General features: G+C 68.3%; 20 protein-coding genes. 10 read left to right on the forward strand and 10 right to left on the reverse strand.

What is annotated here, in order from left to right:
• Nucleotides 1–5 precede the first annotated feature (5 nt).
• Nucleotides 6–1,139 (forward strand): S8 family peptidase, encoded by a 1,134-nt coding sequence (locus Aco04nite_RS30750; RefSeq protein ID WP_213000729.1) that lies wholly within the window; start codon nucleotides 6–8, stop codon nucleotides 1,137–1,139.
• A gap of 9 nt (nucleotides 1,140–1,148) precedes the next feature.
• Here the strand turns inward: Aco04nite_RS30750 and Aco04nite_RS30755 are convergent, their stop codons facing one another.
• Nucleotides 1,149–1,931: an SDR family NAD(P)-dependent oxidoreductase gene (locus Aco04nite_RS30755; RefSeq protein ID WP_213000730.1), complete on the reverse strand. Its 783-nt coding sequence runs from the start codon at nucleotides 1,929–1,931 to the stop codon at nucleotides 1,149–1,151.
• A gap of 94 nt (nucleotides 1,932–2,025) precedes the next feature.
• Between Aco04nite_RS30755 and Aco04nite_RS30760 the strand changes: the two genes are divergently transcribed.
• Together Aco04nite_RS30760 and Aco04nite_RS30765 are read left to right on the forward strand one after the other, a co-directional pair.
• Nucleotides 2,026–2,640 (forward strand): TetR/AcrR family transcriptional regulator, encoded by a 615-nt coding sequence (locus Aco04nite_RS30760; protein WP_213000731.1) that lies wholly within the window; start codon nucleotides 2,026–2,028, stop codon nucleotides 2,638–2,640.
• A gap of 170 nt (nucleotides 2,641–2,810) precedes the next feature.
• Entirely contained in the window at nucleotides 2,811–4,643 is a 1,833-nt protein-coding gene (locus tag Aco04nite_RS30765; RefSeq protein WP_213000732.1) for a LamG domain-containing protein, read from the forward strand.
• Between the two features lie 55 nt (nucleotides 4,644–4,698).
• On the opposite strand, the gene Aco04nite_RS30770 is transcribed toward Aco04nite_RS30765, so the two are convergent.
• Nucleotides 4,699–5,343, reverse strand: coding sequence for a hypothetical protein (locus Aco04nite_RS30770; protein ID WP_213000733.1), 645 nt, complete (start codon nucleotides 5,341–5,343; stop codon nucleotides 4,699–4,701).
• Nucleotides 5,344–5,422: 79 nt separating this feature from the next.
• Between Aco04nite_RS30770 and Aco04nite_RS30775 the strand changes: the two genes are divergently transcribed.
• Nucleotides 5,423–6,022: a DUF4352 domain-containing protein gene (locus Aco04nite_RS30775; protein WP_213000734.1), complete on the forward strand. Its 600-nt coding sequence runs from the start codon at nucleotides 5,423–5,425 to the stop codon at nucleotides 6,020–6,022.
• Nucleotides 6,015–6,665, forward strand: a complete 651-nt coding sequence (locus Aco04nite_RS30780; protein ID WP_213000735.1) for an SIMPL domain-containing protein — start codon at nucleotides 6,015–6,017, stop codon at nucleotides 6,663–6,665. The genes Aco04nite_RS30775 and Aco04nite_RS30780 overlap by 8 nt, the downstream gene beginning before the upstream one ends.
• Here Aco04nite_RS30780 and Aco04nite_RS30785 read toward each other — a convergent pair.
• The gene (locus Aco04nite_RS30785) at nucleotides 6,658–7,512 is read right to left on the reverse strand and encodes an aldo/keto reductase (protein ID WP_213000736.1); all 855 of its coding nucleotides are present in this window, start codon (nucleotides 7,510–7,512) and stop codon (nucleotides 6,658–6,660) included. The two genes, Aco04nite_RS30780 and Aco04nite_RS30785, sit on opposite strands and share 8 nt — an antisense overlap.
• 67 nt (nucleotides 7,513–7,579) lie before the next feature.
• On the opposite strand from Aco04nite_RS30785, the gene Aco04nite_RS30790 reads away from it, so the two are divergent.
• Nucleotides 7,580–8,869: a DUF4407 domain-containing protein gene (locus tag Aco04nite_RS30790; protein ID WP_213000737.1), complete on the forward strand. Its 1,290-nt coding sequence runs from the start codon at nucleotides 7,580–7,582 to the stop codon at nucleotides 8,867–8,869.
• On the opposite strand, the gene Aco04nite_RS30795 is transcribed toward Aco04nite_RS30790, so the two are convergent.
• From Aco04nite_RS30795 to Aco04nite_RS30825, 7 genes are all read right to left on the reverse strand, one after another.
• Nucleotides 8,834–9,559 (reverse strand): RNA polymerase sigma factor SigF, encoded by a 726-nt coding sequence (locus Aco04nite_RS30795; protein ID WP_244876423.1) that lies wholly within the window; start codon nucleotides 9,557–9,559, stop codon nucleotides 8,834–8,836. The genes Aco04nite_RS30790 and Aco04nite_RS30795 overlap by 36 nt on opposite strands.
• 158 nt (nucleotides 9,560–9,717) lie before the next feature.
• A complete protein-coding gene (locus Aco04nite_RS30800) occupies nucleotides 9,718–10,257 on the reverse strand; it encodes a hypothetical protein (protein ID WP_213000738.1) in 540 nt (179 codons plus the stop codon).
• Between the two features lie 113 nt (nucleotides 10,258–10,370).
• Nucleotides 10,371–10,718: a hypothetical protein gene (locus tag Aco04nite_RS30805; protein WP_213000739.1), complete on the reverse strand. Its 348-nt coding sequence runs from the start codon at nucleotides 10,716–10,718 to the stop codon at nucleotides 10,371–10,373.
• Nucleotides 10,719–10,754: 36 nt separating this feature from the next.
• Entirely contained in the window at nucleotides 10,755–11,117 is a 363-nt protein-coding gene (locus tag Aco04nite_RS30810) for a hypothetical protein (protein WP_203838448.1), read from the reverse strand.
• A gap of 149 nt (nucleotides 11,118–11,266) precedes the next feature.
• The gene (locus Aco04nite_RS30815) at nucleotides 11,267–11,851 is read right to left on the reverse strand and encodes a hypothetical protein (protein ID WP_213000740.1); all 585 of its coding nucleotides are present in this window, start codon (nucleotides 11,849–11,851) and stop codon (nucleotides 11,267–11,269) included.
• A gap of 4 nt (nucleotides 11,852–11,855) precedes the next feature.
• The gene (locus tag Aco04nite_RS30820) at nucleotides 11,856–12,350 is read right to left on the reverse strand and encodes a COG1361 family protein (protein WP_213000741.1); all 495 of its coding nucleotides are present in this window, start codon (nucleotides 12,348–12,350) and stop codon (nucleotides 11,856–11,858) included.
• A 50-nt stretch (nucleotides 12,351–12,400) separates the two neighbouring features.
• Nucleotides 12,401–12,901 carry a hypothetical protein gene (locus Aco04nite_RS30825; protein WP_213000742.1) on the reverse strand — a complete coding sequence of 167 codons (501 nt, stop codon included), beginning with the start codon at nucleotides 12,899–12,901 and terminating at the stop codon, nucleotides 12,401–12,403.
• Between the two features lie 909 nt (nucleotides 12,902–13,810).
• Here Aco04nite_RS30825 and Aco04nite_RS30830 point away from each other — a divergent pair.
• The 4 genes from Aco04nite_RS30830 (at nucleotide 13,811) to Aco04nite_RS30845 (ending at nucleotide 19,390) form a co-directional block, all read left to right on the forward strand.
• Nucleotides 13,811–14,668 (forward strand): helix-turn-helix domain-containing protein, encoded by an 858-nt coding sequence (locus Aco04nite_RS30830; protein WP_213000743.1) that lies wholly within the window; start codon nucleotides 13,811–13,813, stop codon nucleotides 14,666–14,668.
• Between the two features lie 17 nt (nucleotides 14,669–14,685).
• The gene (locus tag Aco04nite_RS30835) at nucleotides 14,686–14,892 is read left to right on the forward strand and encodes a DUF397 domain-containing protein (RefSeq protein ID WP_203838453.1); all 207 of its coding nucleotides are present in this window, start codon (nucleotides 14,686–14,688) and stop codon (nucleotides 14,890–14,892) included.
• A gap of 659 nt (nucleotides 14,893–15,551) precedes the next feature.
• Complete coding sequence (locus Aco04nite_RS30840; RefSeq protein ID WP_213000744.1) at nucleotides 15,552–17,210, forward strand: glycosyltransferase family 2 protein; 1,659 nt, start codon at nucleotides 15,552–15,554, stop codon at nucleotides 17,208–17,210.
• Nucleotides 17,207–19,390: an acyltransferase family protein gene (locus Aco04nite_RS30845; protein ID WP_213000745.1), complete on the forward strand. Its 2,184-nt coding sequence runs from the start codon at nucleotides 17,207–17,209 to the stop codon at nucleotides 19,388–19,390. Before Aco04nite_RS30840 ends, Aco04nite_RS30845 begins: the two co-directional genes overlap by 4 nt.
• The last annotated feature ends 20 nt before the right edge of the window (nucleotides 19,391–19,410 follow it).

Raw genomic sequence — 19,410 nt, forward strand, 5'->3', positions numbered from 1 at the left:
TGTCCGTGAAACACCTGCCGCGCCTCGCATGGCTGCGCGGCGCGGCCGCGCTCGTCACACTTCTTGCGGTGACGTTGACGGCCGCGCCCGCGCACGCCGCTGAGAGTGTGCGTGAGCAGCAGTGGTTCTGGGAGCCGATGAAGCTCGACCAGGCCCACCGGATCAGCCAGGGTTCCGGCGTTGTCGTCGGCGTGCTGGACACGGGCCTCGATCGCACCAACATCGATCTCAAAGGTGCGACGTTGCCCGGCCAGGACACGGTCTCGGACAAGGCGCCCGACAACTTCGACGAGGTGCACCACGGCACGGCCATGGCCGGCATCATCGCCGGCCGTGGCCACGGCGCCGACGGCCTGGACGGGGTGGTGGGCATCGCCCCCCAGGCCAAGGTCATGCCGCTGAACCCGATCGACGACCCGCTCTACACCGGTCAGGCCATCCGCTGGGCAACGGCTCACGGCGCCAAGATCATCAACATGTCGTTCGCGATCCGCCCCTCCGACTCCCTGCATGCGGCCATCCGCGACGCCCGCGCCGCCGGTGTGCTTCTCGTGGCGTCGGCCGGTAACGGAGCCAACGGCAACGTCGCCGAATATCCGGCCGCGTACCCCGAAGTGCTCGCCGTCGCCTCGCTCGGCCGTGACAACAAGGTCCTGGGCAACTCGACCTACGGCCCGCAGGTCGACCTGTCCGCCCCCGGCGACAAGATCCCCGGCCCGATCCCCGGCAACAAGTACGGCCTCGAAACCGGAACCAGCTCCGCGTCCGCCATCGTCTCCGGTGCGGCCGCCCTGATCTGGTCCGAATACCCGGACCTGACCGTCGACGAGGTCGAAGCCCGCCTCCTCGGCACCGTGACCGACCGTGGCGCCAAAGGTCGTGACGACCACTACGGTCTTGGCCAGCTGAACCTGATGGCAGCCCTGACCGGCGCGCAGCCCCCGGTAACCGCCGAGCCGGTCAAGCCCTCCGCCTCCGCGCAGCATTCCGCCTTCGCTGCCCCGACACCCTTGAAACCGGTCGACCGGGGCCTGCCCGGCTGGCTTTTCCTGGTCGCGGTGGCCGTCGTGCTCCTCATCATCGTCGCCCTGATCGTCTCGGTGGTCCTGCTCGCCCGCCGACGCCGTCGAACCGCTTGAGGTAAGGGCTCAGATCTGGTTCTCGCCGCCGTCGACGTGCAGGTTGGCGCCGAGCATGAAGCTGCTGTCCGCGGAGGCGAGGAAGGCCACGGCGGCGGCGACCTCGTCGGGGCGGCCCATCCGGCCGATGGCGATCCGGGCTGCCTCGCCGGCCTTGAAGGCGTCGGCGTTGTCCTCGCCGACGAGTTCGGTGATGCCGGAGGTGTCGATCGGCCCCGGTGAGATCGCGTTGACCCGGATGCCCCGGCCGGTGAGTTCGTGGGCCCAGGTCCGGGCGAAGGATCGGATGGCAGCCTTGGACGCGGAGTAGGCCCCGAAGCCGGCCGTGCCGTTCTCGGCGGCGGTGGACGCGTTCAGGATCACCGAAGCACCATCGTTGAGCAGCGGCAACGCCTTCTGCACGGTGAACAGCGTGCCCTTGACGTTGACGTCGAAGACGCGGTCGTAGTCCTCGGCGGTGATCTGCTCGACCGTCGCGAACGAGGCTGTGGCCGCGTTCGCGAACAGCACGTCCAGCCCTCGGCCGTAGGCGCGGACCGTCTCATAGAGCCGATCGAGGTCAGCCGGGTCGGTGATGTCCCCGGGCACCGCAGTGACCCCGGCGCCACTGTCCCCGGACACCGCAGTGCCCCCGGCGCCGATGATCTCCACGGCCTCGTCCAGTTCGGCCTTGCGCCGCCCGGTGATGAAGACGCGCGCGCCCTCGGCGACCAGCCGCGCCGCAGTGGCCCGGCCGATTCCCCTGGTGCCGCCACCGGTGATGACTGCGACCTTGCCCTCGAGCCTGTTCACGAATCGATCTCCCTAACAGTTTAGTTCCGGTCCGAACGGAACAGAACGCTAGCACTTCAGGTCCGTGCGGTACAGAACGGGTACGATGGTGAGCATGGAAGCCATCCGGAAGGCGCCGATCGGTCGGCCGCGCGGGTTCGACGCCGACAAGGCGCTCGAGCGGGCCATGGTCGTCTTCTGGGAGCAGGGCTACGACGGTGTCAGCCTGACCGACCTGACCGCCGCCATGGGCATCACGAAGACGAGCATGTACGCCGCCTTCGGCAACAAGGAGGACCTGTTCCGTAAGGCCCTCGTCCGCTACGCCGAAGGCCCCGCCGCCTACGTCGCCAAGGCGCTGGCGGAGCCGACCGCCCGCGAGGTGGCGACGGCCTTTCTCGCCGGCTCGGTCCAGGCCAGCACCCAGCCCGACTGCCCCGCCGGTTGCCTGGGTGTGCAGGGCGCGCTGACAGCCGGGGATTCCAGCCGGATCGCCCGCGACATCCTGGCCGACTGGCGCAACGAGGGCCAGGCCTACCTCCGCGACCGGTTCCAGCGGGCCGTCGAAGACGGTGACCTGCCCGGGGATGCGGATCCGGCGATGCTCGCGCGCTACATCATGACCGTGGCGAACGGCATCGCGGTCCAGGCGTCCGGCGGCGCGACCCGGGAAGATCTCCGGCAGGTAGCGAACGCCGCGCTGGGTAATTGGCCCCTAAATGCCACATAAGACCCTTAGTATATAAATACTCCTGAAGCGCATAGGGAAGTCGAGCTGTGCGCCCGATGGCCGTCCGCCAACGGATGAGTCGCCGCCGCACAACGTGCCGGCAAGGCCGAGCCGACCTGCTGAACGGCGGAGTGCGACGCGAACCCCGGCACCGCTTAGCGTGACATTCCATGCTGAAAATTCGGAAAGGTCGGACATCGGCATGGCGTACGGGCCTCCTGTCCGTCGTCAGTGCCGCGATGATCGGCGCTGCGGGGGTCGCCATCGCGGGGGTCGTCGACAGCGCTCCCGCCGCCGCCCCCTCGTTCGACGGCGCGGTCTACGCCGTGGCCTACCGGGGTAGCACAATCTACGTAGGAGGGGCGTTCACCAGGGCGGTCGTGGCCGGCAAGAGCGTCGCGCGAAACCGGCTCGCAGCGTTCGACGCGTCCACGGGCGCACTGCTCGACTGGAATCCCGGGGCGGATGCCGCCGTGAAGGCGCTGGCCGTCGACGGGACCGCGGTCTACGCGGCCGGCGACTTCGCCAACGCGGGTGGCATGAAGCGGGACTCGCTGGTGCAGCTGGACGCCACCACGGGCGCGGTGGGCGCCTTCAAGCACAGCCTCATCGGGGAGCCTCGGACGCTCGCCGTCGGGAACGGGCTCCTCTACGTGGGTGGCCGCATCACCGGGGTGGACAGTGCCGCGCGTGCGAACCTGGCGGCCTTCACGCTGTCGACCGGGGCACTCGCGAGCTGGGCGCCCACCACCGATGCGCCGGTCAACGCGCTGGCCGTCGCCGGGACGCGGGTCTATCTCGGCGGGAGTTTCCACAAGACGAACGGCGCGAGTACCACGCTGCGGCTGACCGCTGTCAACGCCACGGACGGCAAACTGGACAAGGGATTTGCTCCGAAGCCGGTATCGCAGGTCTTCGCGCTCGCCGTCGACGCGCAGGGCGTGTACGCGGCCCTCGGCGGCCAGGGCGGCCGGGCGATCGCCTACACGACGACCGGCGCGACCCGCTGGACCCGGGTCTTCGACGGCGACGCCCAGGCGATCACGGTGCTGGACGGCGTGACGTACGTCGGCGGGCACTTCGACAAGGCGTGCACCACCACCTCGAACGGCGCGCAGGGCACGTGCACCGACGGTTCGGTGTCGCGGATCAAGCTCGCGGCCGTCGACCCGGTGGGCAGCCTGTTGCCGTGGGCGCCGCAGGCGAACGGTGTCGCGGGTGTGTGGACGCTGGCCGCGAACCCGGCACTGGGTCAGGTCTCGACGGGCGGTGCGTTCACCACGATCGGCGGCCGGACGCAGAAGCGGTTCGCGATGTTCAAGCCGGTCGCCGTTACACCGTCCTCGCCACCGGTTCCCGCGGGTCCGGTGCCGGTGGTCTCCTACAACTTCGATTCGACCGTGCAGGACGGGGTCTTCGACGACGGTTCCGGCAACGGGCACGTGCTGCGGGCCTCGGCGAGCAAGGGCGGCTTTCTGCGTACGGCACCGCACGGCACCGGCCAGGCGATCGTCTTCCCGGACCCGTGCGACGCCATCGGCTGTCCCAGGCTCGTGTTGCAGACCCCGGGCACCGCGAAGCTGAACCCGGCGAACAAGCCGGTCCGCTTCGGTGCGTCGGTGAACTTGTCCTCGGACCACACCAGCGACGGCCAGAACGTGCTGCAGAAGGGCTATTCGTCGAGCGGTGGCCAGTACAAGCTGCAGATCGACAAGAAGCCGGGCCGCCCGAGCTGCGCGCTGACCGATGCGCAGAGCTCCCGGATCTACCTGGCGCAGAGCAAGGTCTCGGTCGCGGACGGGAAGTGGCACAGCCTGGAGTGCCGGCGTACGCAGACCGAGCTGAGCATCGTGGTCGACAACGTGGTGCAGAGGTCGATCGGCGTCCCCGCAGCCCTGTCGGTGACCAACGCCGCGCCGCTGGTGCTGGGCGGTAAGGGTCTGGCCGAGAACGCCGACCAGTTCCAGGGCGCTCTCGACGACGTCTGGGTGACCATCGGATAAGGGAACACAAAACGGGGGTGGCGCTGGGAAAGCGCCACCCCCGTCGCCCGTCGCGTCACTCCTTGAGCGGCCCGCCGGACTGGACTTCCACCAGCGCGTGCTCGCCCACCGAGGGCTCGTCCACCCACAGTGCCCGCAACTGTGTCTGCATGAAGGACGCCAGCCGCGTCCGGTATTCGCGATCGAAGACCTCGAGGCTCTCGATCTGCGCCTGCAACGCCTCGCGCTTGGTGCCGAGGCTGCCGACCACGTCGTCGTAGCGCTGCTGGGCCTGGACCTTGAGCTGGCCGGCCTGGTCGCGGGCGTCCCCGGTGATGGTCCGGGCCTGCGCTCGCGCCTCCGCCACGATCTTGTCGGCGGTGCGGCGGGCCTCCTCGGTCTTCTCGCGCGCCTCGCGGGTCGTTTTCTCGGCGGCCTTGCGGGCGTCGGCGAGCACCTTGTCGGCCTGGCTGCGTACGTTGCGGGAATGCTCCTGGGCGTCCTCGCCGATCTTCTCCGCGGTGGCCTGGGCGTCCGTGCGGATCTTGTCCGCCTGCCGGTTGGCGATGCCGATGTGTTCCTCGGCCGTGCGCTGGGCCAGGGTGAGGACCTGCAGTGCCTGGTTCGGCGGCAGGATCACCGGCTGTTCCGTCGTCGCGCTGTCCGGGGAACGGCCCTGCATGATGATCTTGAGTCGTTCCGCCGCCTGGTTCTCGCCCACGGTGACCTCCATCTGATAACGCGCCGGGATTGACGGATTCAGGTAGATAACGGTCCGGGACAGTTCAGCGGTATGGGCGATGGACAATGTCAATAATAAGTCCCTTTTGTGGCATTTCTCGATCAATAGTCGCGCAGTTGATCCCCACGTGAAGCTCTGGATCGGGTGGGGCCTGCTGATGTTGTCGCTGCTGATGGGCACCGTAATGATCGATCTGATCCGCACGGGCGCCGAACTGCTGACCACCATTCATCCGGTGCCCGCCCGGCTCAACGAGGCGGTGGACGACGGCGACCTGCGTTTTGTCGTGCGGGGTGCGCATTGCGGAATCGATCAGGTCGGCACCGCGAACCTGGGTCAGCGGGCCCGCGGCGAATTCTGTTTCGTTGAGCTCTCGATCCTGAATTCCGGGACCGCCGCGCGGCTGTTCGACGCGACCGGGCAGAAAGCGTTCGACGCCGCGGGCGCCACATTCCTGGCGGACGGGGCGGCGGGACTCTATGCCGACGACCGCAACCGGTCGTTATTGGAGACCATCGGACCGGGACGGCGCGTACGCGGAACGCTCGTCTTCGACGTCCCCGACGCCTCCCACCTCGACGCCGTCGTCCTGCACGGCTCGGCCGGCAGCCCCGGGGTGCGGATCGCGCTGGGGTGGGTAGCGTCGGGGGATGGCTGAGCAACCGATGGTCGTCGTCCGCGGCGAGGCAGTGCGCGAGGTTCCTCCCGAGATCGCGCTCTTCTCCGTCACCGTGTCCGCACGCGACAAGGATCGCGAGGTCGCAATCACCCGGCTCGCCGAACGGACCGCCGAGCTGCGGTCCGCTCTCGACGAATACCCGGACGCCATCGAGCGCCGCGAGACCGGCGGGGTGCAGATCCGGCCCGAGCTCAAGAAGGGCGGCGAGCGCGTCTCGGCGTACGTCGGGAGTGTCAGCGTCACGGTGACCGTGACCGATTTCGCCGGCCTGGGGGACATGCTGCTGCGCCTGGCGAATCAGGACCTGACGTCGATCTCCGGGCCGTGGTGGCAGCTGCGACCGGGTAGCAAGGCCGGTGCCGAGGTGCGCAGGGCCGCGATCGCCGACGCGCTCGGCCGTGCCCACGAGTACGCCGAGGCCGTCGGAGCCCAGGTCGACCGGCTCGTGGAGATCGGTGACGAGGGCACCGGCGGCGGGGGCGGCGCCATGATGCGCGCGATGGCGTTCAAGGGCGACATGGCCGAGCCTGAGCTGGAGGTCGACCCTCAGCCACAGACGGTGCACGCCTCGGTGACCGTCCGGGTGACGATCACCGAGCCGCAGTCACTGAAGATCACTTAGCGGGGACCCAGGCCATCGTCTCCGGGTGCGCGCCGGTGCGCCCCTTCTCACCGCGGTCGAGGGCGCTGATCGAGGCCACATCGCCGCCGGAGAGCTCGAAGTCGAAGATCGCGAAGTTCTCGCGTACGCGCTCAGGTGTCTTGGACTTCGGGAAGACGATGTCGCCGCGCTGGATGTGCCAGCGGAGCACCACCTGAGCCGGGGTCTTCCCGGCCCGCTCGGCGATCTCGGTGATCACCGGGTCGCCGAGCACCGCGCCCTGCGCGATCGGTGACCACGCCTCGGTCGCGATCTCGTTCTCCCGGTCGTAGGAGCGGATCTCCTCGTTCGTGAGGTACGGGTGGATCTCGACCTGGTTGACCGCCGGCCGGACCTCGGTCTCGGCGCGCAGCCGGCGCAGGTGGTGCGGCGTGAAGTTGGAGACGCCGATCGAGCGGGCCCGCCCCTGGTGGTAGAACTCCTCGAGCGCACGCCAGGTCTGCACGAAGTCGCCGCCGTAGAGCGTCGGCAGCGGCCAGTGGATCAGGAAGAGGTCCACGTAGTCGGTGTCCAGCTCCTTGAGCGTGGCGTCGAAGGCCAGCCGGGCGTCGTTGAGCAGGTGGTCGCCGTTGTTCAGCTTGCTCGTGATGAAGAAGTCCTCGCGCGGCAGCCCGGAGGCGGCGATCGCCTCGCCGACGCCCTTCTCGTTGCGGTACATCTCGGCCGTGTCGATGTGCCGGTAACCGACCTCGATCGCGGTCTCGACGGCTGCTCGGGTGTCCTCCGGCGGCACCTGGAACACCCCGAAGCCGAGCTGGGGAATGGTACGGCCGTCATTCAGCGTGATGGCGGGGATCTCTGTAGTCATGGTTCGGGTGTACCCCGATCCCGTCGTTTCCCCCGCGTCCCACGCTGTGATGGGCGAGACTCGCCTCATGCGTCGTTTGTTGCTCCGGATCGCCAACGTGAACCCGGACAGCGTGACCACGCACTCCGACCGGGTGCTCTACGGGTCCATCGGGGTCTTCATCCTGCTCTATTTCGTGTACGCCACAGCCGGCGGCGCCGCGTTCGTCGACGCCAGCGCCAACTACACCCACCCGTGGTGGCAGTGGCTGATCGGCCCGCTGGTGGCGTTCGGTGTCATCGCGTACGACCGAGCGGTCGTCGGCCGGGTCGCGATCAACTACAACCGCCTCGAGTCCGCGGACCCGGACGACCTGCTGCGCCACCCCACGCTCGGCCTCTACGCGGGCCGGGTCTGCATGGCCCTGCTCTTCGCGGTGATCATCACCGAGCCGCTGATGCTGGCCCGCTATCAGGGCGAGATCGACGCGCGGCTCAACGAGGTGCACAACCAGCAGATCAGCCAGATCGAGGAGAACGGTGCGATCGCCACGTACGACGCCCGCCTGCAGGAGTTGAAGAAGCAGTCCGAGTCCGAGGACGGCGCGGTCCAGGCCCTCAACAGGCGGGCCGCGGAGAAGCGCTCCGATGCCCGCAAGCTCTACGCGCAGGCGCTCGCCGACTCGGAGGGTGACGGCGTGTCCCGCAAGGCCGGCTGCCCGGCGGGCGGTTTCTGCGACACGCTGGTCAAGCGTTCCCGTGGGCTCGACGTCGAGGCCGCCCGGCTGGACAAGCAGGCCGCGGCGCTGCAGAAGACACAGGAAGCGGCCCGCACGGCACGCACGGCGGAGGAGACGGACCTCACCGCCAAGATCAATGAGCAACGTACGGCGAACGCGAACGCGATCCGCGCGGACGCCGGTTTCGGAGCCCGCACGAAGGCCATGTGGTACCTCGTGAGCACCGACTTCTGGGGGATCGGCGTCTTCTACGTCGGGATCGCGTTGCTGCTCGTAGCCCTGGACTGTGCCGCTGTCGGGTTGAAGGTGGTGTCGCACGGGAACGCGTACGAGCGCACCGAGGCCCGCATCGCCCGCGGTCACGAGCACGAGGCCACCATCGGTTACGAGCAGGGCCTGCGCGACGCCCGCCGATTCGTGGAGGCGACGTCGCGGGTGATGGCCGAGAGCATCGGGAAGGCCTCCCGCGATCACGACCTCAATGACATCGCCCTGGAGCGTGCCCGGACCCGGCTGTTCGAAACGGTGACGCACGCGCCCCTGCCGCCCCTGCCGCCGATTCCGCTGATCGAACGGCACCCGGCCGCCACGCGTCGCGACACGTTACGCGCAGAGGTGGGCTCGCAGCGCTTCGAGTGACCGGGTGATCAGGCGCGAGACGTGCATCTGGGAGATGCCGACCCGCTCGGCGATCTGCGTCTGGGTGAGGTTGCCGAAGAACCGCAGGACCAGGATCGTACGTTCGCGCTCGCCCAGGGCGGCCAGCGCCGGCCCGAGCGACATCCGGGCCTCGACCAGCGCGAACCCCTCGTCCTCGGCGCCCAGCATGTCGCTGAGCTCGGTGGTGTCCCCGGCGCCCACCGGTGTCGAGAGCGAGGTCGCGCGGTAGGCGCGGGCCCCTTCGAGCCCTTCGATCACGTCTTCCTCGCTGACCCCGAGGTGCTCGGCGACGTCCGCCAGCGTCGGGGAGCGGCCGAGAATGTGGGTCAGCGTGCCGGTCGCGCCGCTGATCGCCTGTCTCAGCTCCTGCAGGCGGCGCGGCACGCGTACCGACCAGGTCCGGTCCCGGAAGTGCCGTTTGATCTCCCCGATGATCGTCGGGATGGCGAACGCGCTGAACTCGGCGCCGCGCTGGGGTTCGTAGCGGTCCATGGCCTTGATCAACCCGACCACCGCGACCTGGACGAGGTCGTCGAGGGGCTCGCCGCGGCCGGCGTAGCGGCGGGCCAGGTGGCGGGTCATGGGCAGCCAGGCCTCGATGGCACGCTGCCGGGCCGCTGGGTCGGTGCGGGCGTCGTGAGCCTCGTCGAGCCGGGTCCTGTCGAGCATTTCCATCGTGCTGGGTGCCACGAATGCCTCCCCTGCCTCTGGCGATCCGGTCTTTCGACGGTAGATGTCCGTCGTCGCGAAACGCCAGGGCACGGTCACGCCATTAGTTCGTCAGGGTGACGTGTCGCAGGTCATGGTTTACCGTTCGCCGATCAATGTCAGCCGATCTCACCGCTGACCTGCACGGGAATGATGAATACCGTATTCACGCATTTCTGTCCGGCTCCGGGAGTCATTCGCACACCGTCCTGAACGGTGAAGGCCGCGACGTTGTTGTGGTCCACCTCCCAGTTCACCGAGGTGGATCTGCTGGTCAGGCCCACACCGGCGGCGCTGCAGCCGCTGTCCTGGCTCTCCTCGTCGGGCACGATGCTGCCGTTTCCCAGCCGGAGCGAGGTCAGCCGAATGGGAAAGTTGTTCTCGTTCGTGACGGTCACGATGAGGTCGCCGGTCGTACCGGGACGCAATGGCACATTGAGGCTCGACTGCGCGCGTAGCGTCATCTGAACAAATGCGCCGGTGTCGGTTATTTTCCAGTACGCCCAGACCGCACACGCGTTCACGATGACGGTGGCTGCCGAGGCGGCGATGAGAATTGTCCGCGTCCGCCCACTGGGAGAACGTCGTCGTGGCCCGGCGGGCTCGGGTTCCGCCGGTGCCACATCCACGAATTTCTCACTGATCACCGCCCGCTGCATGCGTCAAGCGTGCCGGATGTCCCCGGCAACTGAGATCGGCGATACGTACGCCATCGGCTCGCGAACGACCGTGCGCATTTACCTTTCCGGCCTAATTCCTCCGGAGTACACAATCAATCCTGATCCCTGGCCCGCCGCCGCCGCCGGCCACTGCCGCCCTGCGCGGGATCGGCGAAGATCTGTCGTCGCGCATGCCCGACGAGATGCGAGCGTCTCGACTTGACCGGCGGTTCGACCGGTGGCGTGTCCTCGGCGGGGGCGGCACCGGGGTTCTGCCGCCGTTTCCGGATCGCCATGTCGAACATGGAGTGCGACGCCCGGTCGTATCCGGTGCGGTAGGCCCGATCGCGGTCGAGGCCCTGCTTGTACCACTGGTGTATGCGGCCGGCCGCGTACCCGCTGGCGATGACGAAGGCGAGCGCGAAGACGGCCTGGATGAGGTTGTTACCGGGCACGGTCATGAGGAGCGGACCTTTCCGTGGTGCCTGGTTCCAGGCCTACTGCCGCATGAGGCGGATGTGGTCGAACTCGGCCGACCCGGCCCGCGCCGCGGCGGTGGGCGGGTCGTTGCGGTGCCGCGTGGGTGCCACCGAGCGGACGTGGTTCTCCACCTCCGGGCTGGGCGGCAGCGCCGGGTGGCCCCGCAGCGCCGGCTCGGTGCCGGTGGGCAGCGCCGGGTGGGTGCGCACGGCCAGCTGGAAGAGCGTCTGCGAGGCCTGGTCGTAACCCTCGCGGTACGCGACGTCGCGCTCGAAACCGTGCCGGTACCACTGATGCACGCGGCCCGCGACGTACGACGTGAAAATGACCATGACAACGGAGAGCGCGAGCTGAAGGGCGATGGAGCCGGACGGTGTCATGCCTCTGATCCTAAGTTTTGCCGCACGACAAATAACCCATCCGTGACGGCGGTTGTGACAAACGCACGTCGTTCGCGAATTGGCTGTTTGTTCACGGAGTTTCTACTCGACAAAAAGTTATTCAAATCCCGGTTTCGGCAATCGGGGTCTCACGTCGTGCCGGCACCGCCCGATTCCGTCGGCGTGGGTGCCGGTGGTGAAGCGCTGGGCCCGCTCGGCGGCGGGGTGGGCGCCGACGCCGTGAGAGCAGGCTCGATCGGGAGAGCCGAGGGCGGCGGTGGCGGCTGAGGCGTACTGCCGGGAGCCGTAGTCGCCGGCGTCCGCCCCGGAGGGGGCAGCGGCACCGGGACACTCGGTTCGCTCGGCGTACCGACCCAGTGCCTGCCGAAGGCCGTCGCGACCGTGTAGCTGACCGGATATCCCTTCGGCGCCCGTAGATCCATACAGGTGCGCAGCCCGGCCGCCACGGTGCAGGCGACCTCGCTACGTCCTCCGGCGTGCCGGGTCACGACGTAGCCGGAGGCGGGTTCGACCGGTGTCCAGCGGATGCGCAGCCCCGCGCGGGTCACCTCGGCGACCGGCCGCGGCACCCGGGGGAGCTGAACGGCGTGCACCCTGAAGGTCGGTGAGGTCGCCGTGACGTTCCAGCTCGCGTACGCGGCGACTCCGCTGCCCACGGTCAGGGCGGCAGCCGTGCCGGCCAGCAGGACCTGCCATCGATACAGGGCGGGCACGGCGTCAGGATTCGCTGCTCTGGCCGTCGGCACGGACCGGGATCGTGAAGGTCGCGCCCTGACAGGCGCTGTCGGAATCGTTCGTCATCCGTAGCCCGTTCGGCACGGTGAATACACCGATCGTGTTCTTCGGCACCTGCCAGGACACATTGAGCACGTCTGCACTAACGACGACACCCGTCGTCAGACACCCGTTCTTCCGGTGATCCGTATCGGCCGTGATCTCCGCGGGCCCCGGACTGATCGCGGTGATCCTGATCGGGAAGTCGTTCTGGTTGGCCACGGTGACCGTCAGGTTCGCCGTCCCGCCCGGATAGAGCGGCCTGCTGTCGTCGGAGTGCGCCTCCAGCTTGAGCGCCACCGCGGACCCGGCCACGACCACCCCGCTGCCCGCGCCCTCCAGCGACCAGTACGCCCAGGCGACGCCCGCGTTGGCGAGCACAGCGGCGGCAGCGGCGACACCGAGGATCACCTTGCCGCGACGGTCGAGCTTGCGCATGCCCATCCTTTTCGGTTTGCAGTCGGTCGGCGCTGGTGAGGAGAGAACGCTCATGAGGCCGCACTCACGGCGTCGAGGTGGACGCTGAAGGTGAACGCCGCGCCCTGGCACGCATCTGCCGGGTCCGCCACCATCCGCAGCGGGCCGTCCCATGCGATCCGCGCGCTGACCGGTCGTTCCGCGCTGCCCGCCGGCACGGTCACGGCGTCGGCGCCGGTGGGCAGGGGTGCCGCGTTCAGCACTTCCACATTGGCCGCGGCGTCACAGCCGGGTGCGGGCGAGTCCAGCCCTGTCAGTTCGATATCGGTGACTCGTACGGGAAACGCGTTGCTGTTCTCCACGGTCAGCAGCACGGTGCTCGCATTCCCGGGCGTCAGGCCGCCCCCGCCCAGCCCCGCCTCGGTGATCGTGAGCATCACCACGGTGCCGGCCCTCGCCTCGGCGTTCCCGGAGCCGGTGAGATGCCAGGCCGCCCAGGCCGCTCCACCGGCCCCGAGCACGACGAGTCCGGTGACGCCGACGGCAGCCGACCGCTTGCTGAGCATGCGCACGCGGATTTCCTCCTGAGAATGGCGAAAAGGGGACAGCTCCACATTCCCTGACCGGGCGCGGGGGCGTGATCGGATGTCCGTGCGGCAATACCACCGGATGAAGGCCCGGGTCCGCGCCCGCCGGACTACCCCGGCAGGGGGATCGCCGGAGGCATGCTGCATCGCCCATCGATGCCCGCCCGGGCCGCAGCGTGCAGGACACCGCCATCCACCAGGCAAAACATTCGTTTAGCACCTTCCTAGCGCAAAACCCAAACCAGCACTGCGGGGTTCCCGCTGCCGGGGAGGGCAGCGGGAACCCCGAGCCCGCCGATCACCACGGCGGACCCACCGCGCGCCGCACCCGGGGGCAGGAGGGAGGCGGCAGCGGCGGCGAGGTCGGTATCCCGTGAAGAGAAACGCGCCGCGGCGGCCCGCGGAGATCGGGTGTCCGTTCGGCGATTCCGCGTTTTGATCATCAAGCGGCATCCGACCGGATGAGCCCGGAAGAGTGAGCGGGCGCTCACGATCTCGGCAGCCAGCCCATGAACCGGGTCCACAGATCCGGTGGCAACGCCTCCAGGCTCGGCGAATCATGCAACGCCTGGCTGTAGCAGTGCGCCATGTAGATCGCGAATGACGTCGGGAAGCGTACGAAGTCCGCGGTGAGCTCGCGTCTCGCATACTCGCAGGGCCACTCGAGCCCGCACTCCCGGCAATTCCACTTCGGTCGAACCGGCTCGTGACCGCTCTGCACCGCTCGCCCCTTCCGATCTCTGTCATGTACCTGTCTTGCGCAAATCGATGTCGGTAGCGATACTCTCTAGAGGGTAGTCATGAGTCAACCCCCAAAAAGCAAAAGATGCAAACGCCCAGCAGGCACCTGCAAGGTGCACGCCGCGCCGGGAAGAAAGAGGGGAGTCGAACATCTTGTCGGGACGCAAACAGGCTCCGACCGCTCGCCTGCGCCGATTGGCCGCAGAGCTTCGGCAGTTGCGGGCCGCGTCCGGACTGACCCGCGAGACGATCGAGGAGAAAACTGGCGTCAACACGGCCACCCTCTACCGTCTGGAAAGCGCCAGGGCGCGTCCGCAGAAACGGACGCTCATCACTTTGCTGAACCTTTACGGCGTGGCTGACAAGACAGACCGTGCGCGGCTTCTGGAGCTGACCCGCGACGTGGGGCAGCTGGACTGGCTCCAGCCTTACGGGCCGGGGCTTTCGGTGGGCTACCAGTCGTACATCAGCTTCGAATCGGAGGCCGACCGCCTGCGGAATTTCGAATGCCTGTACGTGCCGGGCCTGCTTCAGGTCGAGGCCTACGCGAGGGCCGTCATCCACGGCGTGCTGCCGGCGCTGAGCGACGACGAGGTCGAGCAGCGGGTGCGAGTGCGGATGCAGCGCCAGAACGCGCTGCTGAGAGAGAGGAGGACCGAACTCTGGGTCGTCATGGACGAACCCGCCCTCCGGCGGGCGATCGGCACCGCTGAGGTGATGCGTGAGCAGCTGCTCTTCCTCGGCAGGGCCGGCGAGTCCCCCAACATCACCATCCAGGTCCTGCCCTACAGCGCGGGTGCGCACCCGGGGATGCAGGGCTCCTTCATGGTCATGGAGTTTCCCAACGACGACCCCGCTCTGATCTACACCGAAACCATCGGCGGCGGTCTCATTCTCGAGGCCGAGACGGATCTCATCCGCCACAGCGGCATCTACCGGCACCTGGTGGCGCAGGCGCTGAGTCCGGCCGAAACCCTCCGATTCATTCATGCGGCGGCGCAGGCCGCCTGACGAAAGGAGCAGGTCCCATGGACCTCACCCGTGCGATCTGGAAGAAGAGCACCCGCAGCGGACCCGAGGGCAATTGTGTGGAGGTGGCCACCAACCTCCTGCCCGAAGGAATCGCGGTCCGCGACTCCAAGAACCCGGCCGGCCCGGCCCTGACCTTCACCCGCGCCGAGTGGGACGCGTTCATCGCCGGTGCCAAGGACTGCGAGTTCGACCTGACCGCCTGACGAATCCCGTCGACGGATAACCGCCGGCCCGTGGCTTCGCAAACTCGCGAGACCGCGGGCCGGTCGGGTAAAAGCCAATAATCGGCCGACGTCATTGATGCCGGCCCGCCGTCCCGTGCTTTCGGCTTAATCCGTGGGAGTGAACGGCGGCGAACGCGTCGTGAAACCTGGCCGTGACGACACCGGCCCAGATATTCGCGAGTGATCTTCGCGTCCTATCGCGTTCCAGCGCCGAATAGGGTCACCAGCTGCCGCATTCATCGACCGAGAGTCGACGCCCCGCCGTTCCGGTTGTGCCGGTGTGATGATCATCACGCGAATGCATTCTGTTTCGATTTCGTTTCCAGTTCGGCTGCGCAATTGCCGTGCCGGACCGTAGATGGCTGCCCTGTCTCCGTATTTGGACCCGTGCAGGGTCTGCCGGGGCCGTCCTCGCGCGGTGTGGTTACGCGATTGCCGGCGAAATGGCACGGTGGCCCCGGCTGCTTTGCCGGGTTGCGGCCGGGGGTTGCGAAACGGTGCTTTGTTTCCACCCGATCGGTGGAACCCGCACGTGGCTAGCGGCCTGTCGCGCCTCGACGCTAGCGTTCCGCCCGATACCCGCCATATGCAATCAATTGGGTGGTTTGCCCCAGTCGTTCTTCCCGGAAGGCTCTTCGGTGGCACTTGCAGAGATTCAGCGCGGCGGCGTTGCTCGCCTCGGGCCGGGGACGTCCGGTGCCGTCGACTATGTGCCACTTCCGCCGACCGATGAGGAGAAGTACCTGTACTACGGGCGGCAGGGACGCTGGATCTTCGTCGTCTTCCTGCTCGCCTTTGTCGGCGTGATGTACGGGATGATGCGCATGGCGCTCAACTCGATGTGGACGAGCCTGCTGTACGAGCTCATCGCGCTGCAGATCGCCGCGGTCTTCATCAGCCTGATGTCGAGCACCCGTCGCCGCCGCAGCAGCCGGGTCCAGCACGACCTGAAGGTACGCGCCTACGCCCCCGCCCGGTATCCGTCCGTGGACGTGTTCCTGCCGTCCGCCGGTGAGCCGCTCTCCATCCTGGAGAACACCTACCGCCACGTCGCCCAACTCGACTGGCCCGGCCGGCTCACGGTCCACGTGCTCGACGACTCCGCCCGCGAGTCGGTGGAGGGCCTGGCCCATCACTTCGGCTTCGAGTATCGCAGCCGGCCCAACCGGGGAGAGCTGAAGAAGGCCGGCAACCTGCGGTACGGATACGAGAACTCGGACGGCGACCTCATCCACGTCTTCGACGCCGACTTCGCACCGCGCCCCGACATGACGAGGGAACTGGCGCCCTACTTCGACGACCCGGGGATCGGGATCGTGCAGTCGCCGCAGTTCTTCGACATCCAGCAGGACCACTTCAACTGGCTGCAACGCGCGGCGGGCGCGACCCAGGAGATGTTCTACCGCTGGATCCAGCCGGCCCGGGACGCGGTCGACGCCGCGATCTGCGTGGGGACGAACGCCATGTACCGCCGCACGGCGCTGGTCAAGGCCGGGGGGTTCGCGCAGATCGGGCACAGCGAGGACGTCCACACCGGAGTGAACCTGGCGAAGGTCGGCTTCCGGACCCGCTACGTCCCGGTCAACCTGGCCAAAGGGGTGTGCCCGGACAACTTCGACGGCTTCGCGAACCAGCAGTACCGCTGGTGCACCGGCAGCATGAGCCTGCTGGCCGACAACACCTTCCACCGCTCGACGCTGACCATCAGGCAGAAACTGTGCTTCTGGACCGGTTTTCTCTACTACATCACCACGGCGATCGCGGCGTTCGCCGGTCCCGTGCCGGGCATCCTGATGCTCTGGTTCTTCCCCGACCAGATCCGGCCGATGAACTACGTGCCGCTGATCGGGACCATCTTCGTGTGGTCGACCCTGATGCCCCGGGTCACCGACTACCGGTGGTCCCCGATCGTCGTACGCGTCCAGATGCTGATCGGTTTCTGCCACGCGCTGGCGCTGTTCGACTTCCTCCGCGGGCGTACGGCGGCGTGGGTGCCCACCGGCGCCGCCAAGCGCACCCCGACGGCGAAGCGGGTGCTGCGGGTCCTGCGGGTCTGGCTCATCTCGGCCCAGCTCCTCACCTGGACGGGCATCGTGCTCGGCGTCATGCGCTTCGGTCCCGAGCTCTTCTGGGCCACGGTCATGTTCGCGCTCCCCATGCTGTATTTCGTCTTCCCCCTGCTCATGGGCAATCGTTCGACACCGGAGCGGCGCCCGGCCGGTCCCGCGCTCCCCGCCGTGCTGCCGACGATCCCGGGCTCGCGTAACGCGACAACGACCGCGGCCGCACTGTCATGATCAAGCTGAAGACCTACGAGGCCCCGGTCAGCATTCCCGCACAGGCCGTCGAGGTCACCAAGGCCCCGGCACCGAAACGGCGCAGACGGCGCGGGCGGCGCCCGTCGCCGCGGCCCGTCGTGCGGGCCACCGGGTTCCGGGCCGATATCCAGGGTCTGCGGGCCGTCGCCGTCGTGCTGGTCGTCGGTTACCACGCCGGCATCGGGGCGATCGGTGGCGGCTACGTCGGCGTCGACATCTTCTTCGTGATCTCCGGGTTCCTGATCACCGGCCTGCTGTTCCGCGAGCTCGAGACCACCGGGCGCATCTCGCTGAGCCGGTTCTACTCCCGGCGGATGACCCGGCTGCTCCCCGCCTCGACCGTCGTGGTGCTGGGCACCCTCGCGGCCGCCTGGCACTGGATGCCGCCGCTGAGCCTGCGGGCGATCGCGGAGGACGCGCTGTCCTCGGCGACCTACTCGTTGAACTACCGGCTGGCCATCCAGAACACCGACTACCTGGGCGCGCTGCGGGAGCCGTCACCGTTGCAGCACTTCTGGTCGCTCGCGGTGGAGGAGCAGTTCTACCTCGTCTGGCCGCTGCTGCTGATCGTGTTCTCGCTGGCGTGGGCCCGCCGCGGCAAGCCGAGCATCGCGGCCGCCGTGACGAGCCTGGTGCTGCTCAGCGGGGTCTCGCTCGCGCTGTGCATCTGGCAGTCGACCCGGAACCTGCCCTGGGCCTATTTCGGCATCCACACCCGCGCGTGGGAACTCGGCGTCGGGGCACTCATCGCGCTGGGCGGGCACGGACTGGCCCGGCTCGGGAAGTCGTTCGCGGCGACCCTGACCTGGGCGGGCCTTGCCGGGATCGCCGTGGCCGCGCTGCTGTACACCGACAACACCGTGTTCCCGGGGTACGCGGCGCTGCTGCCGGTCGCCGCCGCCGGCCTGGTGATCGCCGGTGGCTGCGCACATCCGTCCTGGGGCGCGCAGCGGCTGCTCGGTCTCAAGCCGATGCAGGAGCTGGGCCGGCTCTCCTACAGCTGGTACCTGTGGCACTGGCCGGTCCTGATCATCGCGCCGTACGTGCTCGGTCACCAGCCGAATGTGCTGACCAGGCTGGGGCTCATGGTCGCGACCCTGGTGCCGGCGTCGATGTCGCTGGCGGCGGTGGAGAACCAGATCCGCTTCCACCGGGTCTTCCGGGTACGCCCGAGCCTCGGTCTCGCGCTCGGCTTCTCGCTGACCGCCGGCGCGGTGATCATCACGCTGGTCGCCCAGGTGATGCCGCTGCCCGTGGTCAAGGGAGTCCGGACCGCGACGGTCACCTCGACCGTGCTCGAGTCACGCACCGTTTCCGCGAACCAGCTCGTCCGGCTCGTGCGCACCAGCGCGGCCGCCACGAAACTCCCGTCCAATCTGGAGCCGTCCCTCACCGCCTCGGAGTCCGACTTCCCGAACGACGGCAACTGCATCGCCGAGTCCGAGGTCCGGTCGATCTCCTACAACATCGGCGCCGGCTGCGAGAAGCGCGGGTTCGCCGCGGGCACGACCCAGGTGGTGCTGTTCGGCGACTCGCACGCCCAGCACTGGTACGACGCGCTGAACGTCGTCGCACAGGCACGTCATTGGCGACTCGTCGTCTACACCAAGGCGGGCTGCACCCCGGCCCAGGCCGAGTTCATGAAGGGCGACAGCCGCACGCCGTACGCCGAGTGCGAGCAATGGCGTGCGGACGCGCTACGCCGGATCAGGAAGCTCCGCCCGGAAATGGTGGTGATGTCGACGATCCAGCGCTCGGACAACCCGCTGGGGGCCCCCGGGGATCCGGAGACAGCCTGGGCGAACGCGTGGCTCAGCACCGCGAAGAAGCTCAAGCGCTCCGGTGCCGTCCCGGTCATCATCCAGGACACCCCGGTGCCGAAGGACAACGTGCCCGAGTGCCTCTCCGGGCATCCCGCTCGTATCCGCCTGTGCAACCTGAAACCGGCCGACGCGTTGAGCGTCACCAGGCAACGGGCCATCCGGTCGATGGCAAAACGCAACGGTGTACGGGTCGTGGAGACCACGCCGTGGTTCTGCACCGCGACCGTCTGCCCGGCGATCATCGGGAACACCGTCGTCTATCGCGACAAGAGCCACATCACCGCCACCTATTCGACGCTGCTCGGTGGCTTGCTCGGCAAATCGCTGGCCGGCTGAGGCCGGGCCTCGCCGCCCGC

The organism is Winogradskya consettensis, assembly GCF_018332715.1.
In the GTDB taxonomy this organism is placed as follows: domain Bacteria; phylum Actinomycetota; class Actinomycetes; order Mycobacteriales; family Micromonosporaceae; genus Actinoplanes; species Actinoplanes consettensis.